Origin of the sequence: Bartonella sp. AD13SXNS, from assembly GCF_042196465.1 — a bacterium.
Classification (GTDB): domain Bacteria; phylum Pseudomonadota; class Alphaproteobacteria; order Rhizobiales; family Rhizobiaceae; genus Bartonella.
In genome coordinates this window covers 1-19,869 of the sequence record NZ_JBHIQI010000016.1, presented here as the reverse complement: position 1 = coordinate 19,869, position 19,869 = coordinate 1, and the positions used below count along the sequence as shown (strand labels likewise).

The 19,869-nt window shown below is 38.5% G+C and carries 8 protein-coding genes, 1 tRNA gene and 1 pseudogene; 5 read left to right on the top strand and 5 right to left on the bottom strand.

Features of this window, described 5'->3' with window-relative positions; genetic code table 11:
* Positions 1–177 precede the first annotated feature (177 nt).
* The 3 genes from ACFIMQ_RS08215 to ACFIMQ_RS08205 form a co-directional block, all read right to left on the bottom strand.
* Complete coding sequence (locus ACFIMQ_RS08215; RefSeq protein ID WP_375703793.1) at positions 178–2,871, bottom strand: autotransporter outer membrane beta-barrel domain-containing protein; 2,694 nt, start codon at positions 2,869–2,871, stop codon at positions 178–180.
* A gap of 1,419 nt (positions 2,872–4,290) precedes the next feature.
* Positions 4,291–7,398 (bottom strand): autotransporter outer membrane beta-barrel domain-containing protein, encoded by a 3,108-nt coding sequence (locus ACFIMQ_RS08210; RefSeq protein WP_375703792.1) that lies wholly within the window; start codon positions 7,396–7,398, stop codon positions 4,291–4,293.
* Positions 7,399–8,533: 1,135 nt separating this feature from the next.
* Positions 8,534–14,380, bottom strand: a complete 5,847-nt coding sequence (locus tag ACFIMQ_RS08205) for an autotransporter outer membrane beta-barrel domain-containing protein (protein ID WP_375703791.1) — start codon at positions 14,378–14,380, stop codon at positions 8,534–8,536.
* Positions 14,381–14,579: 199 nt separating this feature from the next.
* On the opposite strand from ACFIMQ_RS08205, the gene ACFIMQ_RS08200 reads away from it, so the two are divergent.
* The 5 genes from ACFIMQ_RS08200 to ACFIMQ_RS08180 all read left to right on the top strand — a co-directional run bounded on the left by ACFIMQ_RS08200 (position 14,580) and on the right by ACFIMQ_RS08180 (position 18,424).
* Entirely contained in the window at positions 14,580–15,530 is a 951-nt protein-coding gene (locus tag ACFIMQ_RS08200; protein WP_375703797.1) for a siderophore ABC transporter substrate-binding protein, read from the top strand.
* Positions 15,531–15,635: 105 nt separating this feature from the next.
* On the top strand, positions 15,636–16,592 hold the full coding sequence (locus ACFIMQ_RS08195; protein ID WP_375615999.1) for an ABC transporter permease: 957 nt from the start codon (positions 15,636–15,638) through the stop codon (positions 16,590–16,592).
* Entirely contained in the window at positions 16,585–17,532 is a 948-nt protein-coding gene (locus tag ACFIMQ_RS08190; RefSeq protein WP_375703790.1) for an iron chelate uptake ABC transporter family permease subunit, read from the top strand. The genes ACFIMQ_RS08195 and ACFIMQ_RS08190 overlap by 8 nt, the downstream gene beginning before the upstream one ends.
* Entirely contained in the window at positions 17,529–18,287 is a 759-nt protein-coding gene (locus ACFIMQ_RS08185; protein ID WP_375615997.1) for an ABC transporter ATP-binding protein, read from the top strand. Before ACFIMQ_RS08190 ends, ACFIMQ_RS08185 begins: the two co-directional genes overlap by 4 nt.
* A 63-nt stretch (positions 18,288–18,350) precedes the next feature.
* Positions 18,351–18,424, top strand: a tRNA-Gln gene (locus tag ACFIMQ_RS08180).
* Between the two features lie 191 nt (positions 18,425–18,615).
* On the opposite strand, the gene ACFIMQ_RS08175 is transcribed toward ACFIMQ_RS08180, so the two are convergent.
* The gene (locus ACFIMQ_RS08175) at positions 18,616–19,434 is read right to left on the bottom strand and encodes a DNA adenine methylase (protein ID WP_375665538.1); all 819 of its coding nucleotides are present in this window, start codon (positions 19,432–19,434) and stop codon (positions 18,616–18,618) included.
* Between the two features lie 141 nt (positions 19,435–19,575).
* A pseudogene (locus ACFIMQ_RS08170) lies at positions 19,576–19,869 on the bottom strand (late control protein); the annotation flags it as partial.

Genomic DNA, 19,869 nt, shown 5'->3' with positions numbered 1-19,869 from the left:
CATAAAAAGCAAAAACGTGCAAACCAAGAAGCTTTTATCCATTTCTAACAAAACAAACCCGCTCATGAAAAAATATTCTTTAAAAAAGCTTATTTTCAAAGATGCACATAAAACAATAAAAAGCCACAAGCTATGCCTGTGGCTTTTTTAAAACAACTTCCCCCAAAGGCGATCATCCTAAAAACGATAGCGTAAACCACCAGAAATACTAATTCCAGAAAAACCACCTTTGCTCAATTTATGCTGATAAACCAAATCACCATGAAGCGCGAAATTTTGAGACAAGCGAGCATTAAGACCTAATCCCGCCTCTAGAGAAGAACCAAAAGCTCCTAACTGGAAAGAATCTTTAAAGCGCACAGATCTTTCCTTACCAAAATCATGGGCAAAATGTATCTTACCATAGAAAGAAACGTCACGATCCTTTTCGGGTGCAGCAAGATTCTTCGTCAGACGACCACCAATACGCACCATCCATTGACCAAGTTTATCCATCTCAATGTTAAAATTATCAATATCACGAGACTCATTAAATTGAAGATGTTGATAAACAACCTGAGCCTGTGGATCAAAAACAACGCCTTCATATCCTGTAGCAATTGTCTGACCACTCATCAATGAAACACTTAAAGGATTCCCCTTCAATGTCGCTGTCTTCCCTCGTGCAAGAGTGAGAACATCCCCCTTAAACAGACCATAGGATAAAAGTCCATCGACATAGAATCCTGCATCATTCTGCATACTACCATAGACTGTAGCAGTCCATTTATCAAATGTACTTTTTTGGCTTTGTTTAACATCCAAAGGTTGCAGAGAAAGCTTTCCATAAGACCCCATCACCCCAAAGGATATAACACTGTCAACATTTTCAATTTTTTGTAGCAAGACACCAGCCTCGATAGCATAGTACCCTAACTCCCCTCCATAACCATATTCAAGCGCAGATAAATCTGAAGCATAACGATAACTCCCACCATAACCACGCAAAAACGAAGCAGGATTTTCATGAATTTCCAACATTTCATTAGGACGAGTCCGCAGTATTTCCAACTGCTTGTTTTGATTGCTGATATCTATCAAACCAGCGTGGAGTAAACTATTCGGCAAAAGCAGATAAGTTGGGACCTGAGGTACAACAACCTTAACGCCTTGCCTAGAATGACGCTCACCACCTAAACCAAGTTTAGAACTCTGAGTTAATCTATGAGTTAATCTAAATGTAGTATCAGAATCAATAAATCCATTTTCGAGGCGGAAATCCCAAAAATCTCCTTCCCCTTCGACTAATCTTTGAGACGCACTCGCTCTTCCTAATTCAGAGTTTGGACCATAAGCATGGAGCCTATATTGATAAGGTAAACCGTCCAATGCAACGTAATCACCATCCAGCACGAAAGAATCTTTCTCTGCTGTTCCAGAAACCTGAATAATTGAGATACCTTTGTCATTTCCATAATGCCCCGTACCACCTCCTGGACTTCCTGAAACACCATGCACATGTATTATCGTTTTTCCTTCAATATCACCATGGAATAAAAGACGATCCGTTTTTTGATTCTGAAGAGCCCCCCCCTTATTCAAATAGGTGTTGAGATAAAGATGTGCATTACCTTGTGCTTTATAAACTTCACCTGTTCCTCTCCCAACACGAAGTGTTTGATAGCCATCAACTATGTCAGCTTCTGGTTGTTCAAAAATAATAGAACTATCAATAAGATGTATTAATGAAATTGATGAAACACCTATAGAACTAGAAACTTGTAAATTTTTATTTTTCGGCCGTGATAAAATCCATTTTGAATCACCTCTCAACCGAAATTCAGCAGAAGAACTTTCATCAACATGTGTCCCCCCTACAAGTGTAGAAGCATCCACTGAAACCTTCACAAAAGAGCCATCCTCAACCTTCAGTAATAAATCTCCAGAAAGTTTGGAATTATCCAACAGCCTAACAACACCACCAGATCCTCTGCTATAAATAGCTGCACTATTTGGAACTGTAAAAGAGGTTCTTGTCAAGTCAACAATCCCTCGTACGGGTAAGTTCGTTTTTGGAAGACTTCCGAACATCTCTTTCTCACCCGCAAAAATATAAAAAGAATAGGGATACTCGTGATCTTTCATTTCCTCATTTCTGTCTCCTAGTCCCTCCCAAAAACGCAACCCATAAGACGTATTACTTTCTACCAAAACCGTAGAATCCACGATAGTTATAAACCTACCCTTCCCATCGATATTATTCCCATGCATTGAAAAACCATGAGCATTGGCTAGATTAACTTTACCTTTCTCAAAATGGATACTCCCACTAGACGCATGAAAAGCTGAATTTTCATTATGGTCATCTATACTCATCCCCTGACTACCTTGTTCGGTAATAGAACTACTCTTTAAAGCGACCTGTCCCCAATTTCTTACTTCAACTCCGATACCCTTTGTAAAGTTAATCTCTCCTCTTTCTATAATCACTTGTCCATGTTCACTCGCCACGACCCCATACTTCCAAAAACTTTCTTTTGAAATAACAGCACTTGAAACATCCTTAACAGTTATATTTTCCCCTAAGAGAAACGTGTTTCTTCCAGACGCTTGTATAGCAACAGTTTCATTCGTATTTTTATCAGTTTTTTGATAATTTTTATTGTAAAAGTAGTGGCTTTTACCATCATTACACCGATAAAATTCACTATTCATACTACATGAAAATTGATCCTGATTATTTTGTGTCTTACCATTAACGCCAGAACGATCTTGTACCCCAGTATTAACAACAGCACCATCTTGAACCGTAGCATCAACATTGTGTGCAAAAAAAAGAAATGCTGTTGTAAAAGTACATAAGGAGAAACGATTTTTAAATAGATTGACCATAATTACACCATAATTTTGCCCATAAAAGTAACATGTAATGTATCAAAAAAACTTAACAAAGAGAAAAAGTTAATACGTTTTGGATTAACTGCGTGGGCCTTATTAATGTTTTTTGTGTTTTATGTAAATATGGAATTTAAAAGTTACTAAAAAATACAGTCTAAATTTGTTATTTTTATAAGGAATTTGCAAAATATAACTGAAAAATGAGAGAAAAATCATCTTTAAAGTTGTTATTTAAAAGCAGCTTTAAGAGATTTTCGTACATTAAGAATAGCTATTTTAACTGTTGTTTAATAAATATCCAAAGCGTGTATAATTAATATTCGGGATAAATATTATATTGACACAATGGGCACTCGTAAGCAGATGAAACTGAATATATGCCAAAATTGGGAAGCAAAGCTATCACATACAGCTGTTTTTAGGCAGTCTTTATGGAAATACGAACTAATTTAGAAAGAGGAGGAAAGTGTAAAATTAAAATCTGTTCTAAATTTTTACCATCTCTTTTCAACATTTAAAAATATTTAGAGCCGTATCTAAAAGGTAAAAATGACATATAATTTTATCTTTTTATTTATCACATTCTTTAAAGAAAACGTACTTTCAAAAAATAATACGTTATTTATGTTTCTAATCCACCAATTTTCTCAGGTATATCTCTTGTGTCTTCCCTCCCCCCATTTTCAACGGCAGCAGATATAATTTGACCTCTTCCTCATACCTCAAAGTATGGAGACTCCTACCGGTCACCGGACTGTCAACAATCCAGCTTCCCTCGTCGGGTTCCACCTGCTGACCACTCATGCAAGTTCACTTCATAGGCGCAACAGACAAGCCCTGCCCTGAATACTGATCACAATATCTAAAACACTCAATATGTAAAGATTTTCATGCCTTATATCACCACTCTAAACAACGGTGTTTTATGGCATAATAGAATAAAGTTCAGGATACAAGTCCATCACGTTTAGATAACATAGAGCGGCATTCTTTTTGCCAACTTTAAAATATTGTATATCACCCCCTTCTTAATACAATTCACAAAAATCTATGAACTCTTTTCTTCAACAATTTTTTATCCACCTGCCAATCCACCTTGTGATATGCAAACGAATGCTTTTTATATATTCATTACAAGCACAATATTGGGAGGATTCTCATTAAAAATATCTTTATCAATCAGTTCCTTATAAATAATATAAAAATCATTATAAACTACATATTTTACAACAATAACTGAAAAACGCATTAAATTTCTCAAGAAAAACAAAAAAATCCAACCAGAAAGCATCTTAAAGATATGCAAAGTCACTCTCTGTAAAAATGCTATAACAACAAAACGAATAAAGAACGAGAAAAAGCCACAAGTATACTTGTGGCTTTTTCAAAGATTTAGCAAAAATAGAAACAACGCTAGAAATGATAACGCAATCCACCAGAAAAACTCGTCCCAGAAAAACCAGCTTTCGTTAGCTTGTGCTGATAAACCAAATCACCGTGAAGCGCAAATTTTTGAGACAATTGGGCATTAAAACCTAATCCTGTTTCTAATGAAGAACCAAAAGCGCCTAACTCAAAAGCATCTTTAAAATGCACAAATTGCTTTGCTGCAAAACCATGCGCAAGATTAAGCTTGCCATAGACAGAAACAACTCGAGCCTCATCCGTTGCAACCAACCTCTTTGTTAAACGCCCTCCAACACGTGCTGTCCACTGATGAAGCTTTCCTAAATCAATATCAAAGCCGTCCACATCATGTGCCTTATTAAATTGAAGATATTGATAAACAACCTGAACTTGGGGATCAAAAACAAAACCATCATCCCCTACCATAAATGTTTTACCAGCAGTCAATGAAGCACTTAAAGGATTTCCCTTTAATGTTGCCGTCTTACCCCGTGCAGTTGTCAGAACATCACCCTTAAACAAACCATAAGACACAAGACCATCAACATAAAAACCCGCATCATGTTGCATCCCACCGTACGCCGCAACTGACCATTTATCAAATGTACTTTTTTGACTCTGTTCAACCTTCAAAGGTTGCAAAGAAAATTTCTCGTAAGACCCGATAATTCCAAAAGAAGTGCTCCCATACATATTTTCAATTGCTTTTAGTAAAACACCTGCCTCTAGTGCATTATAATCAAACTCGCCGCCATAACCATATTCAAGCGCGGAAAGATTTGAAGTATAACGATGACTGCCGCCATAACCGCTTACAAAAAAGAGAGGATTTTCACGATTTTCTAATAAGTTCCCAGAAGCAATTCGCAAAGCTTCTAGCCGCTTATTTTGATTGCTAACATTCATCAAGCCAACATGAAATAAGGCATTGGGTAAAATGAGATACGTCGGAACCTGCGGAACAACGGCCTTAACGCCCGGCTTAGGACGAGGATGAGGCTCCGGAGCTGGTCCTGGAGGAGGTGTCGGACGAGGGTCTGGTTTAGGTTGAACATCAGAATCTATCGATCGACTTTCAAGACGGAAATCCCAAAAATCTCCGCTCCCTTCCACTAATCTTTGATCCGTGCTTGCTTTTCCCAAATTAGACCCTGGACCATAACCATAAAGCCTATATTGATAAGGTAATCCCTCTAATGCTACATAACCACCTTCCAACTGAAAAGAATCTTGCTTTGCTTCTCCAGAAACTTGAATGATTGAAAGACCTTGATCATTCCCTCCCCTTCCCGTGTATCCTCCTGGACTTCCTGCAACACCATGCACATGGAGCATTGTTTTTCCCGAAACATCACCATGGATTAAAACACGATCCGTCTTTTGATGATCAAGAGCACCACCACTATTCAGATAGCTATTAAGGGAAATAGAGGCACCGTCCCGTGCTCTATAGACTTCACCCTTTCCCTTGCCAATACGAAGGGTTTGATAATCATCAGCAGAAGAAGATTCATGTCTTTTAAAATTAAGAGAGCTCTCACCCATAAGACTAACGAGTGAAATAGAAGAATCATGTGCAGCCTCATGTTGATCTTTTTGCAACGGTTGTGGTAAAATCCATGTAGAATGACCTCCCAAATAAAGTTCAGCATTAGAATCTTTATCAACGTATGTGCGACCTTCAAGAGTAGAAGCATCAGCCAAAACTGTTATAGAAGCACCTTCCTCAGCTCTTAATAAAAAATTCCCTGAACGAAGAGTGCTTTTCATCAAACTTACCGCACCAGAAATAACGTTTTTACCATAAAGAGCCGTATCGTCTAAAACAGAAAACTCTGTTGTATCCAAATTAACAACTTCTAATCGTGGTGGAGCTTTTTCTTCCTCTGATGAAATCTCTTCTTTTTTATCCCCACCTTCATTCCATGGTTTCTTTCCCCGAAAATAGATACCATAAGATCCCTTACCCTTTACGGTAATAGAAGAGGATTTCATATTAACTTCAGTCACAGGAATTTTTGAATCAGAATCCTCATTTGATAAATCTTTAACTTCCTGCAAAGGAATAGAATCGACTGTATTTTCTAATAATATGCCATGGACATCCATAGCACGAATAGTAGTACCTTTTAAATTAACACTCCCCTCTAAATCCGTACGCAAAACCGCATGATTATCCGAATTTTTTTCTTTACCCTTCCCAGTAATTTTAACATTCTCGAGATTTACTTTTCCACCTAATATCGAAGAAATCCCATGGCTGTTCATAAAATCAACCGATCCACCTGACATCCAAACTTCTGAATGATCATAACTTAAAAGGCTTGCGTTCCCATTAGCGGTCTTAATTTCTGTATCTTCCAAAAGAACAAACGATTTCTCTGTTGCGTCAACACCTTCATGACTCTCCTTAATCTTTCCATTTTTTACCTCAATCACTCCATTACTTGCACGAAGGCCTATAACTGTATTTTTGATAATCGGATCTTCTAAAACAATCTTACCGTTGTCTAATACATGCACCCCCATTAGAAAAGTTTTATCAGCAAGTTGACTACTAACCGTTACATCCTTCCCACTAACCCTTGTGCCTATTCCTTTCACCATTATAGCAGTAGGATCACTAGGATAGTTGGAAACGTTCTCATTTGTAATCCTATAAGATTTATTATCAATTTTAGACTCCCCGCAATTATCGCATACATAATATAATCCACTATAGTAATAAAACGCAGGCTTCACACCTCTTTCATCAGAGTCCTCATCTTTAGCAGAGTTATCTACATTATCCTTATGGTTGTTCTCTCCAACCTCACCACTAAGCTTACGATAATCATTTCCCCCACGAATACCCTCATCGTTATTGCCAATACCAAAATGATGAGTAGGATAACCCTTCCCCCCACTCTCTCCCTTAAGAGGAAGCTTATGCTTATTACTCCCACTAAGATGAGGAGAAGAATTAGCAGAGACAACTGGGATAACCTTTATAACATAAGGTTTACTATCCTTCCCCTCTGTAGCCGCATAAACTTCTCTTCCATTTTGGAACAAAGAGAGGATAGCTGTTGTACAAGCACATAAACATACATGATTTCTAAAAACTTTAATCATAGTTCCCTCGAAACTTTTCTACCCCTCTCATTAAAAACAAAAGCACTTACAAAACACCCCTTTCTGCCCCTCAAAATATGAAAGGCGTAACAAAAGGACATGCCTCATGCTCATTTGAACCGTGCAATGAATTATCCCAATAAACCTGGCAGAAGCTCTACGCGCAAAACCATCTATAAGAGAATAATGACAATACACAATTTATAAGTGTATAATGCATTCTGTATTTCGTGTAAAGAAAAAATAAAACCAGTACGTGTAATTAATTAAAAAACACAATCTAGCCTTGTGAACTTTAAAAATTAATCCACAAAGAGATGAATGAAAAAATAATTTAAATCCGTGAAAAATAAGCTCTCAAAAACGAGCTTTAGAAAGCATCAATATGGTACCTTAATGAAGTATTGTTTATTGCCTCACGCTTTTGTTTGTCACACTCTTTAATGGAGTCACGTCCCTCACGCAAAACAGAAAACCATTGCTTTGCATATTCATATACTTGTTTTTAAGAGATATGTCTCAACGCTTCCAAGCCCATTTCACGACAGCGCCCGTAAATGGTATAACGATAAAACCATTGAGCCGCCCCATCTTTATGCTTATGAAGAAGCACGCCGACACCATCACATACTTTGCCAGCTCGTGGGTTTTACGACAACCATTAACCTTTGAAACAGTGCATTATAGGCACTTTTAGTCTTTTCTTATACACAATTTATATCCACATGTTAATTTCGCTTGTAACGTGCAAACGAATGGTTTTGATTCATTCAACATAAAGAGATTTGAAATAAGAGAATCTTACGGTATTCAAGACTCTCATTCAACATGCAAAATAAATTAAATTATCTATATAAATAAATACATTACCTAAAAATACAATGTAACGCATAGCATACTCTCTGCACTCTTTAAAAGTCTATACAAGTAAGTCGCTCTATCGCATCATCAACAGCAAAAATTTTATGAAAATTCACTTTAGCGTAGAAAAACGCTCTCATGCGTAAAACAAACTATGTCTTTTTTTGTTCACATTAAGAAGACGAGAAGCTTTTAAGAACAACACAAGTTGTTATAAAGAAAAAAGGCAGCACATTGTGCTGCCTTTTCTAAAAAGTACATACTGTACCTTACATTAAAATTGATAACGTACTCCTCCGGAAAAACTTGCTCCCGAAAAACCAGCCTTATTAAGCTTATGTTGATAGAGAATATCAGCATGCAGAGAGAACTGTGGCAACAATTTGGCGTTAAAACCTAATCCAGCCTCTAGAGAAGAACCAAAAGCTCCTAACTTGAAAGCATCATTGAAATGCACAGACTGTTTTTCTCCAAAACCATGGGCAAGATAAAGCTTACCGTAGAAAGCAACAGCATCCACTCCTTCAGAACCTGTAGCAGCCTTGGTTAAGCGTCCACCAACACGTGCCACCCACTGATCAAGTTTACCCATTTCAATATCAAAATTGTCAATATCACGGGCCTTATTAAACTGAAGATGTTGATAAACAACCTGAACCTGTGGATCAAAGACAAAGTCCTTATATCCTGTAGCAATTGTCTGACCACCCGATAAGGAAACACTCAAAGGATTACCTTTCAATGTCGCTGTCTTCCCCCTTGCAAGGGTAAGAACATCACCTTTGAACAGACCATAGGATAAAAGACCATCGACATAGAAGCCAGCATCATGCTGCATGCTCCCATAGACTGTAGCTGTCCATTTATCAAATGCACTCTTCTGACTTTGGTCAACATCCAAAGGTTGCAGAGAAAGTTTTCCATAAGTCCCCATAGCACCAAAGGACATAGCAGTATCAGCATTTTCAATAGTTTGCAGCAAAACACCTGCCTCTATACCATTGTAACTAAGATCACCTGCGTAACCATATTCAAGTGCAGAAAGATCTGAAGCATAACGGTAACTTCCACCATAACCGCGCAAGTATAAAGCAGGATTCTCACGAACATCGACCATTCCATTAGAAGTTGTCCGTAATGTCTCCAACTGCTTGTTTTGATTACTGATATCCATCAAACCAGCGTGGAATACGCTATTAGGCAAGACAAGATAAGTCGGCACTTGTGGCACAACAGACCTGACAAATTGTTCAGGAAGTCCAGCAAATCCCACAGACTTCACATACTGATTTTCTAAACGGAAGTTCCAAAACTTGCCACCATCCTTAACAAATTTCTGCTGAACATGATCCTGTTTCGAAGTCGCTTCTGGAGCATAAGCACGGAGAGTATATTTGTAAGGTGAGTTGATAAGTGCAACATAATCGCCATCAAGTTGGAAAGAATCTTTCTTTGCTTGACCATAGACCTGAATAATTGAAACACTGTGGGCAATCTTAGCATTCGCCTGACCATTTCCTACATTGCCTGCATCACCTCGTACATGTATTTTTGTTTTTCCAGAAACATCACCATGAATAACAAGTCGATCAGTGACTTGTTGATCGCTTGGATCATGAGGATTTAAACGAGCATTGAGATGAATTAAAACATTCCCCTGCGCCTCATAAACTCTGCCTGTCCCATTTCCAATATGGAGAGTCTGATATTGTCCTTGAGTTTTCGAAGCTCTAAAATCAATAACACTATTTACAAGACTCACAGCAGAAACACATGAATCTACGCATCCTGAATCTAGAACATCCAAGTTCCTCTGTGCACTTCTTTTTAGAATCCACACTGAACTATTGACCAAATCTAATTTTGCATAAGAACTTTTATCAACGCGAACATCACCTGTAACAATAGAATTATTAAGCGAAACCGATATATTCGAATCATTCTCGGCTTTCAATAAGAAGTCACCCGCAAGAGTTGTTTTATTTTCTAATGAAACACGACCACCAGAATGGTTACCATAGATCGCTATACCATTTGCAACCTCAAAATCAGTTTTTTTCAATGAAATTGCCCCTGTTACGCCTATAGGTGTTTTCTCCTGTGTGGATACAGCGCTCCGTTTAACAACACTTGCCTTCTCAGTTGCTAAATCCTTACCTCGAGTTTGTTTACTTCCTTCTTTCTGTGTTACTCCATCAAAGTATATACCATAGGTTCCATTACCTTCCACTTTAACAGTAGAAGACTCGATATTTGCGTGATTCATAGCAGGACGAACATCAGAGGCTCTCTTTTTCCTAGGAGAATCCGCCTCATTCCCACTACCATTCACAACCCACAAAGCATGAGCATCAGTCACAACGCTTCCATTCTTAAAATCAACAGAACCATTATCAGCTAACAGAAAAGCTGCACGCTCTAAATTTCCTACGGAATCTGACTTATCCTGCGCTTTTTTCGCAGTAATGCTCACTTTGTCCAACTTAATGCTGCCCTTAGATTCTGATCTCACTGCCACGCCTCTTTCGATAGCAATACTTCCAGAATCCATAGTTATCTCACCAGCCTTACTTGCCAGACCAGCGGCAGCAAAATCCCCCGTCACGTTAATTTTCGTACCCTTTAAATTAACAGATGATCCAGAACCTGCCAAAGCACCTACATACTGAGCATTGACCGTTCCATCATTCATCTTAACCTTTCCGCCACTTTTAGCTTCAAGCCCAATTACAGAAGATTGAATTGTTGAATTTTTTTCCAAAACAACCTCTGCTTTTTCTTCTGCAAGCACAGCACTCACAAGCTCAGATTGTGCCAAATCAATACCATTCTTCAAATTAGAAGAATCCAGACCACTAATGACAACAGCCTCTAACTTAATAATCGTATTTTCATTTTTTGCATGCATAGAATGCTGAGTTTTACCACTTGCCTTCAGTGTAAGATCTTTCATTGTATATAATTTGCCATCACTGCACGAATAAGCAACTTGTGATTTCTCCCCACCACTATTTTGTGTAGCATCACCACACTGAAAAGAAACACCTTCCTGAACCACACTATAAACAAGCGCAGAAGGAGTTTCCAGAGTTCCCCCTAAAGAATCTACAGACTGGATAGAGGAAGCAACCTCAGGGCTTTTAGTAGAAGAAGAAGGTGTATTTACAGATTCAGTAGATGGAGATTTCTCAGACATCGTTAAAATACGTCCTCGTCCTAAAGTTTTTGCCCCACCTTGCTTAGGCGAAGGCTCCTTTTGCTTAGACGCAGTAGAAGAAGCCTTAGATACTTCCACTTTCTTAGAAGCAGTATCAACTGTAGTACCTGTAGCAGAAGCAGAACTTTCTACACTCTGTTCTTCCCCACTTGAGCTAACAGGCTTCTCAGTAGGAACATCTAACGTAGAAGATGAAGTGCGTTCCACTGTAAATAGAGAATCTAAATCAGAACTGCCTGTATCAGACCTTGCAAGCGCAGAACTCCTCGAAGCAGAAGATGCTGGAGCAGAAGGCGTATCAGATCTTGCAAGTGCAGAATTCTCCAACGTAGGAGATGCAACAGATGCAGGAGTAGAAGGCGTAACAGCCTGAGTAAGTTCATCATCTTCTTCTACTATACCATACTCAGCATTATCTTCTTCTACTATACCATACTCAGCATTTTCATTTGAAGCTTGAAGAAGAACAATATTTAAATCTCCACCCTCTCTGTCTGTTGTCTGCAACTCATAGTCTCCGCCTTCAAATTCAAAACCTTCATAATCCTCAATACCATCAAGATAACTATAATCGTAACCCGCCATTTCCCCATTTTCATTTAAAATCACTGTAGCAGGAATAGAAAATACATCCCTTCCAGAAGCCTTCAAAAGCTTATCAACAAACTCAGGATCACCCGATATCGGATAATTTATATCATAACTCATATATTTTGCCAAAGCTCTGTCGAATGCAGAAGGATCGACATTATCATCTTCACCGCCTTGCTTGCCTTTATTCTGTATTTTACCTTCTAAACGGAAATCCCAAATCTGTTCATTCTTTGCCAACCGTGCATCAAAATACTCCATCCCTGGAGCAATAACTGGACCATAAGCACGAAGAACGTACTGATAAGGCGAGTCATCTAACGTAACATAACCATCTGCTAACGTAAAAGAATCTGTGTTGGCGTTTCCATAAACTTGGATAATTGAAATACTAGACTTACTATTCCTATGCTCTCCATCTGGATCCAGTGTTCTTCTCTGAGGTACTTGTCTGTCTACAACCTCATATAGATGCTTGTCATTCACATACACTTTAGTTTTTCCGTCAACATTACCATGAATCAAAAGCCTATCAGACGTTTGAACATTAAGAGGCGATGCACTTACATTTAAGTAAAGTTTAGAATCTCCAGAGGCTTTATAAACCGTCCCATTTCCATTTCCAATACGAAGGGTTCTATAACGACTGTTTAAACCGTTTACGCCATTGCTGAAAGGTATAAATCCAATAGAGCTATTTGTAAGAGTAATCGATGAAATACACGAATCTACACAATTAGCATTACCTTCTGGTGATTTCCAACCTGTATACACATTTCGTCCCAAATACCATCCTGCCCCCCCGCTTAGATAAAAATTGGCCTTAGAACTCTCATCAATGTCAGCCGACCCAAAAATTTTAGAATTATTAGCAAAAACTGATAGTGTAGAACCCAAACTAGCTTTCAATAATGCACGACTATTAATGCTAGAATTGTTATCTAAAACAACAATCCCTTCCGATTCTTCACCATAAATGCCTAAACCAGCTGATGCGGTGATTGAAGATTTGTTCAAATAAACCAAGTGCCTTACATTTCGTGCTTCCGGTAAAACTTCTACAATTTCATTGTTCCTCTCTTCTTGCTTTTCAATTTCTTCTTCACTTTCTTTTCCTCTGTCAAAGTATATACCATAAGACTCCCATCCGTCTACTATAACCGTTGCTTCACTCATATAAGCATCAAGTCTCCACGCACCCATCTTCCCCTTCTGATCTCCTAAAATCGAAGACAGAGTACCATCAACGTTGGCAAAAAACTGATTATCTGCTGGTTGACTATCACGCAGTAGATCGGCAAGATCATTAGGCGCCTCAGAAAAATTACTACGTGGATTATCATTAAAGAACCGATCGCGAATCCATATAAAAGCGGTATCATCACCCGAAAACTTTGATTTATTAAAGGCCATGAACCCATCCTGCAACAGAAAACCAACACTGTCAGGGCCTTCATGTTCATCTAAATCTTCTTCATCTACATCTTCATCGGAGCTTGAATCTGAAAAAACCGCAACTTGAGAGTCTGTTACAACAATAGCCCCCTTACTCTCTGCCATGAACCCTATCCCGCCCTCTTTCAAAGACACCTGCCCTTTACTCATGCTTACTCCAGAGTCAACACTTCTCACAACACTCTCTGTAACATCAAAAAGAGTATCCTTTAATGTAACAAACGATTGAGAAAAAGACATAACACCATGACGAACACGGGTCACACTCCCATCCTCCATGGAAATCTTCCCACCATTCTTACTTTCAAGTCCAACAACAAAATTCTTAATTCCTGAATTGGTTAAATTAACCCGTGACGACATCCCTACTACGACAGCACTTCCACCATCTAATTCAGAATTTACTCCAGAATTATTACTCAAGTCTATATCTTGCGCCATAACATAATCCATAATGCTGTCAAAAGGTACATCATTACGAATCCCTACCTGATTTAGATTCACTGTTGTCCCTTTCGTCCGCATATTAACACGAATCAGCTGTTGCGCGCCATTCTGCTGATCATCAAAAACAGTTATTTTTGGGCGCACCTCTACTGCATGACTATCAACTTTTGTTGCCTGAATACCACTATATTTTATGGTATGTTTTTCCCCATCCGCACAGAGAATCGGCGAATTCTCTAGATTATAACTCTTAGCATTACACGTATAAACCTGAACAGCGGCCGCATCTCCCTTCTTCGCCGCAACAGGAACAGGATTGTTTGCTACAGAAATATCTACACCTTGTAAAAAGAAGAAAGCACTTGTTGTCAGTGCATACAGACTTGTACGCTTTTTTAATACATTGATCATATGTCAAACTTTCTAAATAATGTTGCAAAAACACTAGAATTAAGTGAAAATGAGGTAAGTGAACAGTTTGTAACATATGTTAGTCAACTTTACAACATAGTGTTATTTATTGGCGCATCATTTTGTGCATAAAAATGCCTAAGTTCAGGTTTTTAAATGCGCAAACCCTTGTAATATCAGATAAAAGGATAAAATCATGATGATAAAACATATGAAATGGGTGACTTCTGTTTTACTGGTTGCTATTAGCTTTGCAACGGTTTTATGGACACAGACGGGTATTGCAAATACGAATACTCAAACAAATGTAACGATTAATCATGTTTCAGGCACAACTTCTGTTCCCGCTTCTCCACAAAAGGTTGTTGTGTTTGATCTTGCCTCGCTAGATAATATGAATCGCCTTGGTATCCAAGCAATTATCGGCCTTCCTGAAGGAAAAAAACCTTCCTATCTGCAACAATTTGACAATGCAAAATATGAAAAAATTGGAACCGTTTTTGAGCCAGATTATGAAAAAATTGCCACTCTTCGACCCGATTTGATTATTATTTCCTCCAGAACTCAAGCAAAATATAAAGACTTATCCAAAATAGCCCCAACAATTGATCTAACAGTAGAAAACGAAAATTCTCTTGAAGATATAAAACGAAATGTGTCTGTCCTTGGAAAAATTTTTGGTAAAACACAAGAAGCAGAAAAGGAAATTGCAAAAATCAATGAAGCTTTTGCTGAAGTCCGTAAAAATACCCAAGGAAAAGGCACTGGGCTCATACTCATGACCTCTGGTGGAAAAATCAGTGCTTTCGGACCAAAATCACGTTTCGATATTTTCCACTCCGCTTTTGGCATTGCCCCTGCAACCGATAAACTTACCGTGCAAAAACATGGACAACTCATTTCTCCTGAATTCATTCTCGAGACCAATCCTGATTGGTTGTTGGTGATTGATCGCGATGCAGCTATTGGACGCGAAGGACAATCGGCAGAACAACTGCTTAACAACGAGCTAGTGCACCGCACAACAGCAAGCAAACAAAATCAAATTATTTATTTGGACTCTTGGAGCTGGTATCGTGCAAATGGTGGTTTAACGGCACTCATTGAAACCGCTAAACAGATCAATGAAGCCTTTACAAAGAGCAAATAAGCGCACGAAAGAGCTTGCTTGCTATAGGAATAAAATTTAAAAGCAGAGGTTGTTTATAAAATAACCTTTGTTTTTTTATTAAGTTTTGTTAGAAAATGATTTAACGTGAAGAATTACTGGATAACCATAACACTTCTAGTCCTCCTGTCTATCCTCAGCATTTTTGTTGGTTATTCTGATGTCACACCTTCTGACCTTTTCGCAGCCGATCCCCATGCGTGGCTTATTTTTTGGCAAACGCGTCTTCCTCGTACCATTGCAATCCTTTTAGTAGGCGCAGCACTTGCACTTTCAGGTATGATTATGCAACTATTAACACGCAATCGCTTTGTCGAGCCATCAACCGCCGGAACCGTTGAATCTGCTTCCCTTGGCATTCTTTTTATTATGATTTTTTGTCCCTATATTCCTGTTTTAGGAAAAATGGTCGTTGCGACAATTTTTGCCATGGCAGGCACTTTACTTTTTATGTTTTTATTGCGACGCATTCCTCTAAAATCTGCTCTCATTGTACCCCTTACAGGGATTATGCTAAGCTATATTATTGGCTCTTTAACCAATGCCATTGCAGATTATGAAATGTTACTTCCTTCTCTTCAAGCTTACTTATTTGGCAGTTTTGCGATGGTTCTTGAAGGAAAATATGAGCTCTTATGGTTATCCCTTCCCCTTTGTATTCTTGCCTATTGTACGGCTGATCGCTTTACGGTTGCAAGTTTGGGAGAAGATTTAACCAATAACCTTGGATTGAATTATCGTGTTGTCATGTTTTTTGGTCTTTTTATTGTCGCCTCAATTACCGCTGTTGTCGTCTGTACCATTGGCCGTATCCCTTTTGTTGGATTGATTATTCCAAATATTGTTTCAAGTTTTATGGGAGATAATATGCGCTATACCGCTCCTTGGGTAGCCATCAGCGGCGCAGGATTGGTCTTGATTTGTGATCTTTTAGGACGAATCATTCAACCTTCTTTTGAAATTCCCATCAGCACCATGATGGGCGTGATCGGTAGTTTTATTTTTATAATACTCCTTTTACGCTGGAGAAAGCATCTTGGATAGAAAAAAAACAATATGTGTATTAACGACGCTTATCATCACGGCATGTACTGTCATTAGTCTTTACATGGCGTGGAATATCAATGTTTATACATGGACATTTCGCCTTACAAAACTTATCTCTCTGCTCCTTATTGCCTATGCAATAAGCGTTTCTACGGTTTTATTTCAAACAATTGTTAACAATCGTCTTCTTACCCCTTCACTTATGGGATTTGATCAGCTTTATATTTTAATAAAGACTATCCTGCTGTATTTTGTAGGCTCTCTTTCTTTGCCCTTTTTGAATGAAGAAGGACAGCTCATTCTCGAAGCCCTCATTCTCATTATCTTTTCAACAAGTCTTTTTCGCTGGCTCTTTTCAGGAAGCTTAAAAGGGCTTCACTTGACGCTTTTAATTGGTGTTGTTTTAGGCGGCTTTTTTTTCAGTTTACGCATGTTTATGCAATTGCAATTAAATCCAGACCAAATGATGAATTTAACGGACATCATGTTTGCAAATTTTAATAAATTCAATACGTCATTAATAAGCTTTGCCACAATCATTGTCTTCATTGTAAGTTTGATTGGATGGCGTTCACGTCATCTTCTTGATATTTTGGCTTTGGGACGTGAAAATGCTCTCAATCTTGGCGTTAATTACCACAAAAGTGCGACAGCTATCCTTATTTTTGTTTCCATTCTCGTATCAAGTTCCACCGCATTGGTAGGCCCCGTCACCTTTTTTGGACTGTTAGTTGCCAATCTTTCCTATGAACTTTCTCCTCAAACAAAACACAGTGTTGTTGTCCCTATTGCAATATTATTGGCTATTATTTGTCTGGTGGGTGGACAATTTATTTTAGAACAAATTTTTCATATGGCAGGACGTTTAAGTTTTATCATTGAGTTTTGTGGGGGAATTGTTTTCTTAATGTTACTGATGAAGGGAAAACTAAAATGATTGAGATCAATCATCTTTCCAAGGCTTACGGAGCACGATTGATTATCGATAATTTATGCCTTCATCTTCCCAAAGGGGGGATTATTTCTCTGATTGGCCCCAATGGTTCGGGAAAATCAACTCTTTTAATGCTCATAAGACGTCTTTTACCGCACCATCAAGGGACAATTAACATTGACGGCTTTGATATCGATAAAATGCCCCACGATATTTTGGCTCAAAAACTCTCAATTTTGCGTCAAGATAATCCTTTATCCTTCCGTTTAACCGTGTACGATTTAGTAAGTTTCGGACGCTATCCTTATTCAAAAGGCTGGTATACACATGAAGATAAACAATTTATCGACAGTGCACTACGATATCTGAACTTACAAGATTTACAAGACCGTTTTTTAGATGAGCTTTCTGGCGGTCAGCGTCAACGTGCTTTTATCGCCATGGTTCTCTGTCAAGATACCGATTATCTTCTTTTAGATGAACCATTAAACAATCTGGATATGAAACATGCCGTTTCCATGATGAAGCAGCTACGCCGTACAGCTGATGAACTGAAAAAAACCATTCTTATTGTTATGCACGATATTAATTTCGCCTCATCTTATTCAGATATGATTGTTGCATTGAAAAATGGGAAAGCAGCCTATTGTGGAACTCCAAAAGAAATTATGCAACCAGAAATTCTTAAAGACGTTTATGATGTCGATATTCAAATCCAAATGATCAATGACATCCCTATCGCTCTTTATTATCGATAATCTAAAGATTTTTTGCGCTTGCGTGCATTATAGAATCTGCTAAAAATCGCGGAGTTGGATTATTGGGGAATAGTTTAATGGTAGAACAGCGGACTCTGACTCCGTCAATCTTGGTTCGAATCCAAGTTCCCCAGCCAGTTGTATTGTATGTAGCTTGCCTGTAGCTTGCCAGCTGTAGTGTAGCTTGCCAGCGGGTTTTGTATATTTTGCCACTAGGTTTTGTACCAATTCATTTTTTTTCAAAGAGTTTTAAAGGTGTTCTCAAAGGGTCTTCAAAGGCCTTTCAAAGATCATTTAAAGCCCCTTTCGTGAATCGTTTTCTCTTTTCCTAATCACAATTGGTAATGATGAGCTCCTTACCAGCAATTGTGTTATTTAAAGAGTTACACGAATAAACTGTTTTCACATCTCTTATATGGAATTGACTGAAACTTTTTCGAACTTCTGGCACATCATTGAGAGACAAAAGAAACTTCCCTTTTAATTGCGAAAGAAGTGCAGACATCGTCTGATAATCTTCTCGCTTAAACAAATCCTTTCCATAATAATCCTCAACACCCCAATAAGGCGGGTCAAGATAAAATAAGGTGTTTGGTCGATCATAATGCATAATAAAATTAGACCAGTCTAAATGTTCAATGGTAACACTCGCTAAACGACGGTAAATAAGCTTTAATAAGCCTTCAAGTTTCAAAGGATTAAACTGTGCACTACGGTCTTTTTTAGCTCCAAACGTACGGTCGGCTACCTTCCCGCTAAAACTTAAACGCTGCAAATATAAAAACCGCAAAGCCCGTTCCAAATCCGTGAGGCTATTTGGATCTTGTGTACGTAATCGTTCAAACACCTCACGGCTACTGATCTGGAACTCCAATAGATCCATAAAAGGGTGATAATGGCGTTGTAACACCCGAAAAAAATTCACCACATCTCCTGAGAAATCATTGATGATTTCAACAGAGGGAATCAATTTTCGTCTAAAGAATATTCCCCCCATACCAACAAAAGGCTCCGCATAAATGCTATGTGGAATATCCTCGATCATTTTGACAATGGTTTTGGCTAACCTGACTTTGCCTCCAATATAAGCAGCAGCTGGTGTGATAGGATCAACAGATTTAAATATTTCTTTACAAAGTATATCCATTATTTTTTAACACTCTTCCATCTATATTCGCCGTCTTCTCATTGCTTTAAGTGAGAAGAAGTGGCTGCGATGTTGAGTTGAGTTGCATCGGACGGGTTGGTCGCTAAACTTCTCCCGTTGGCTGGGCAACCAGCCCAGCTTCTATTCTTTGTTGCTTTCTTTTCCCTTGTTTGGTGCCTCGAGTGTGATTTCTGTGGTGTATCCGCTTTGTTTTTCATAGCGGTGGGTGACGGTTGCAGCTTTCCATGGCCCATTGATTTGCCCACGAAACCCTTGCAATAAAAGAGGTTGATCCGCCATGATTTCGGGACGCCCCTCAAGGGTCAAAGAACCACTGCCTACAGCACGACACAACCTGTCCGACTCGGAAGCAGCGGCAGATAAAGCTTCCTCTTGACATGGATAACAACTGCGAAGACGGCGTACAGGACCGCT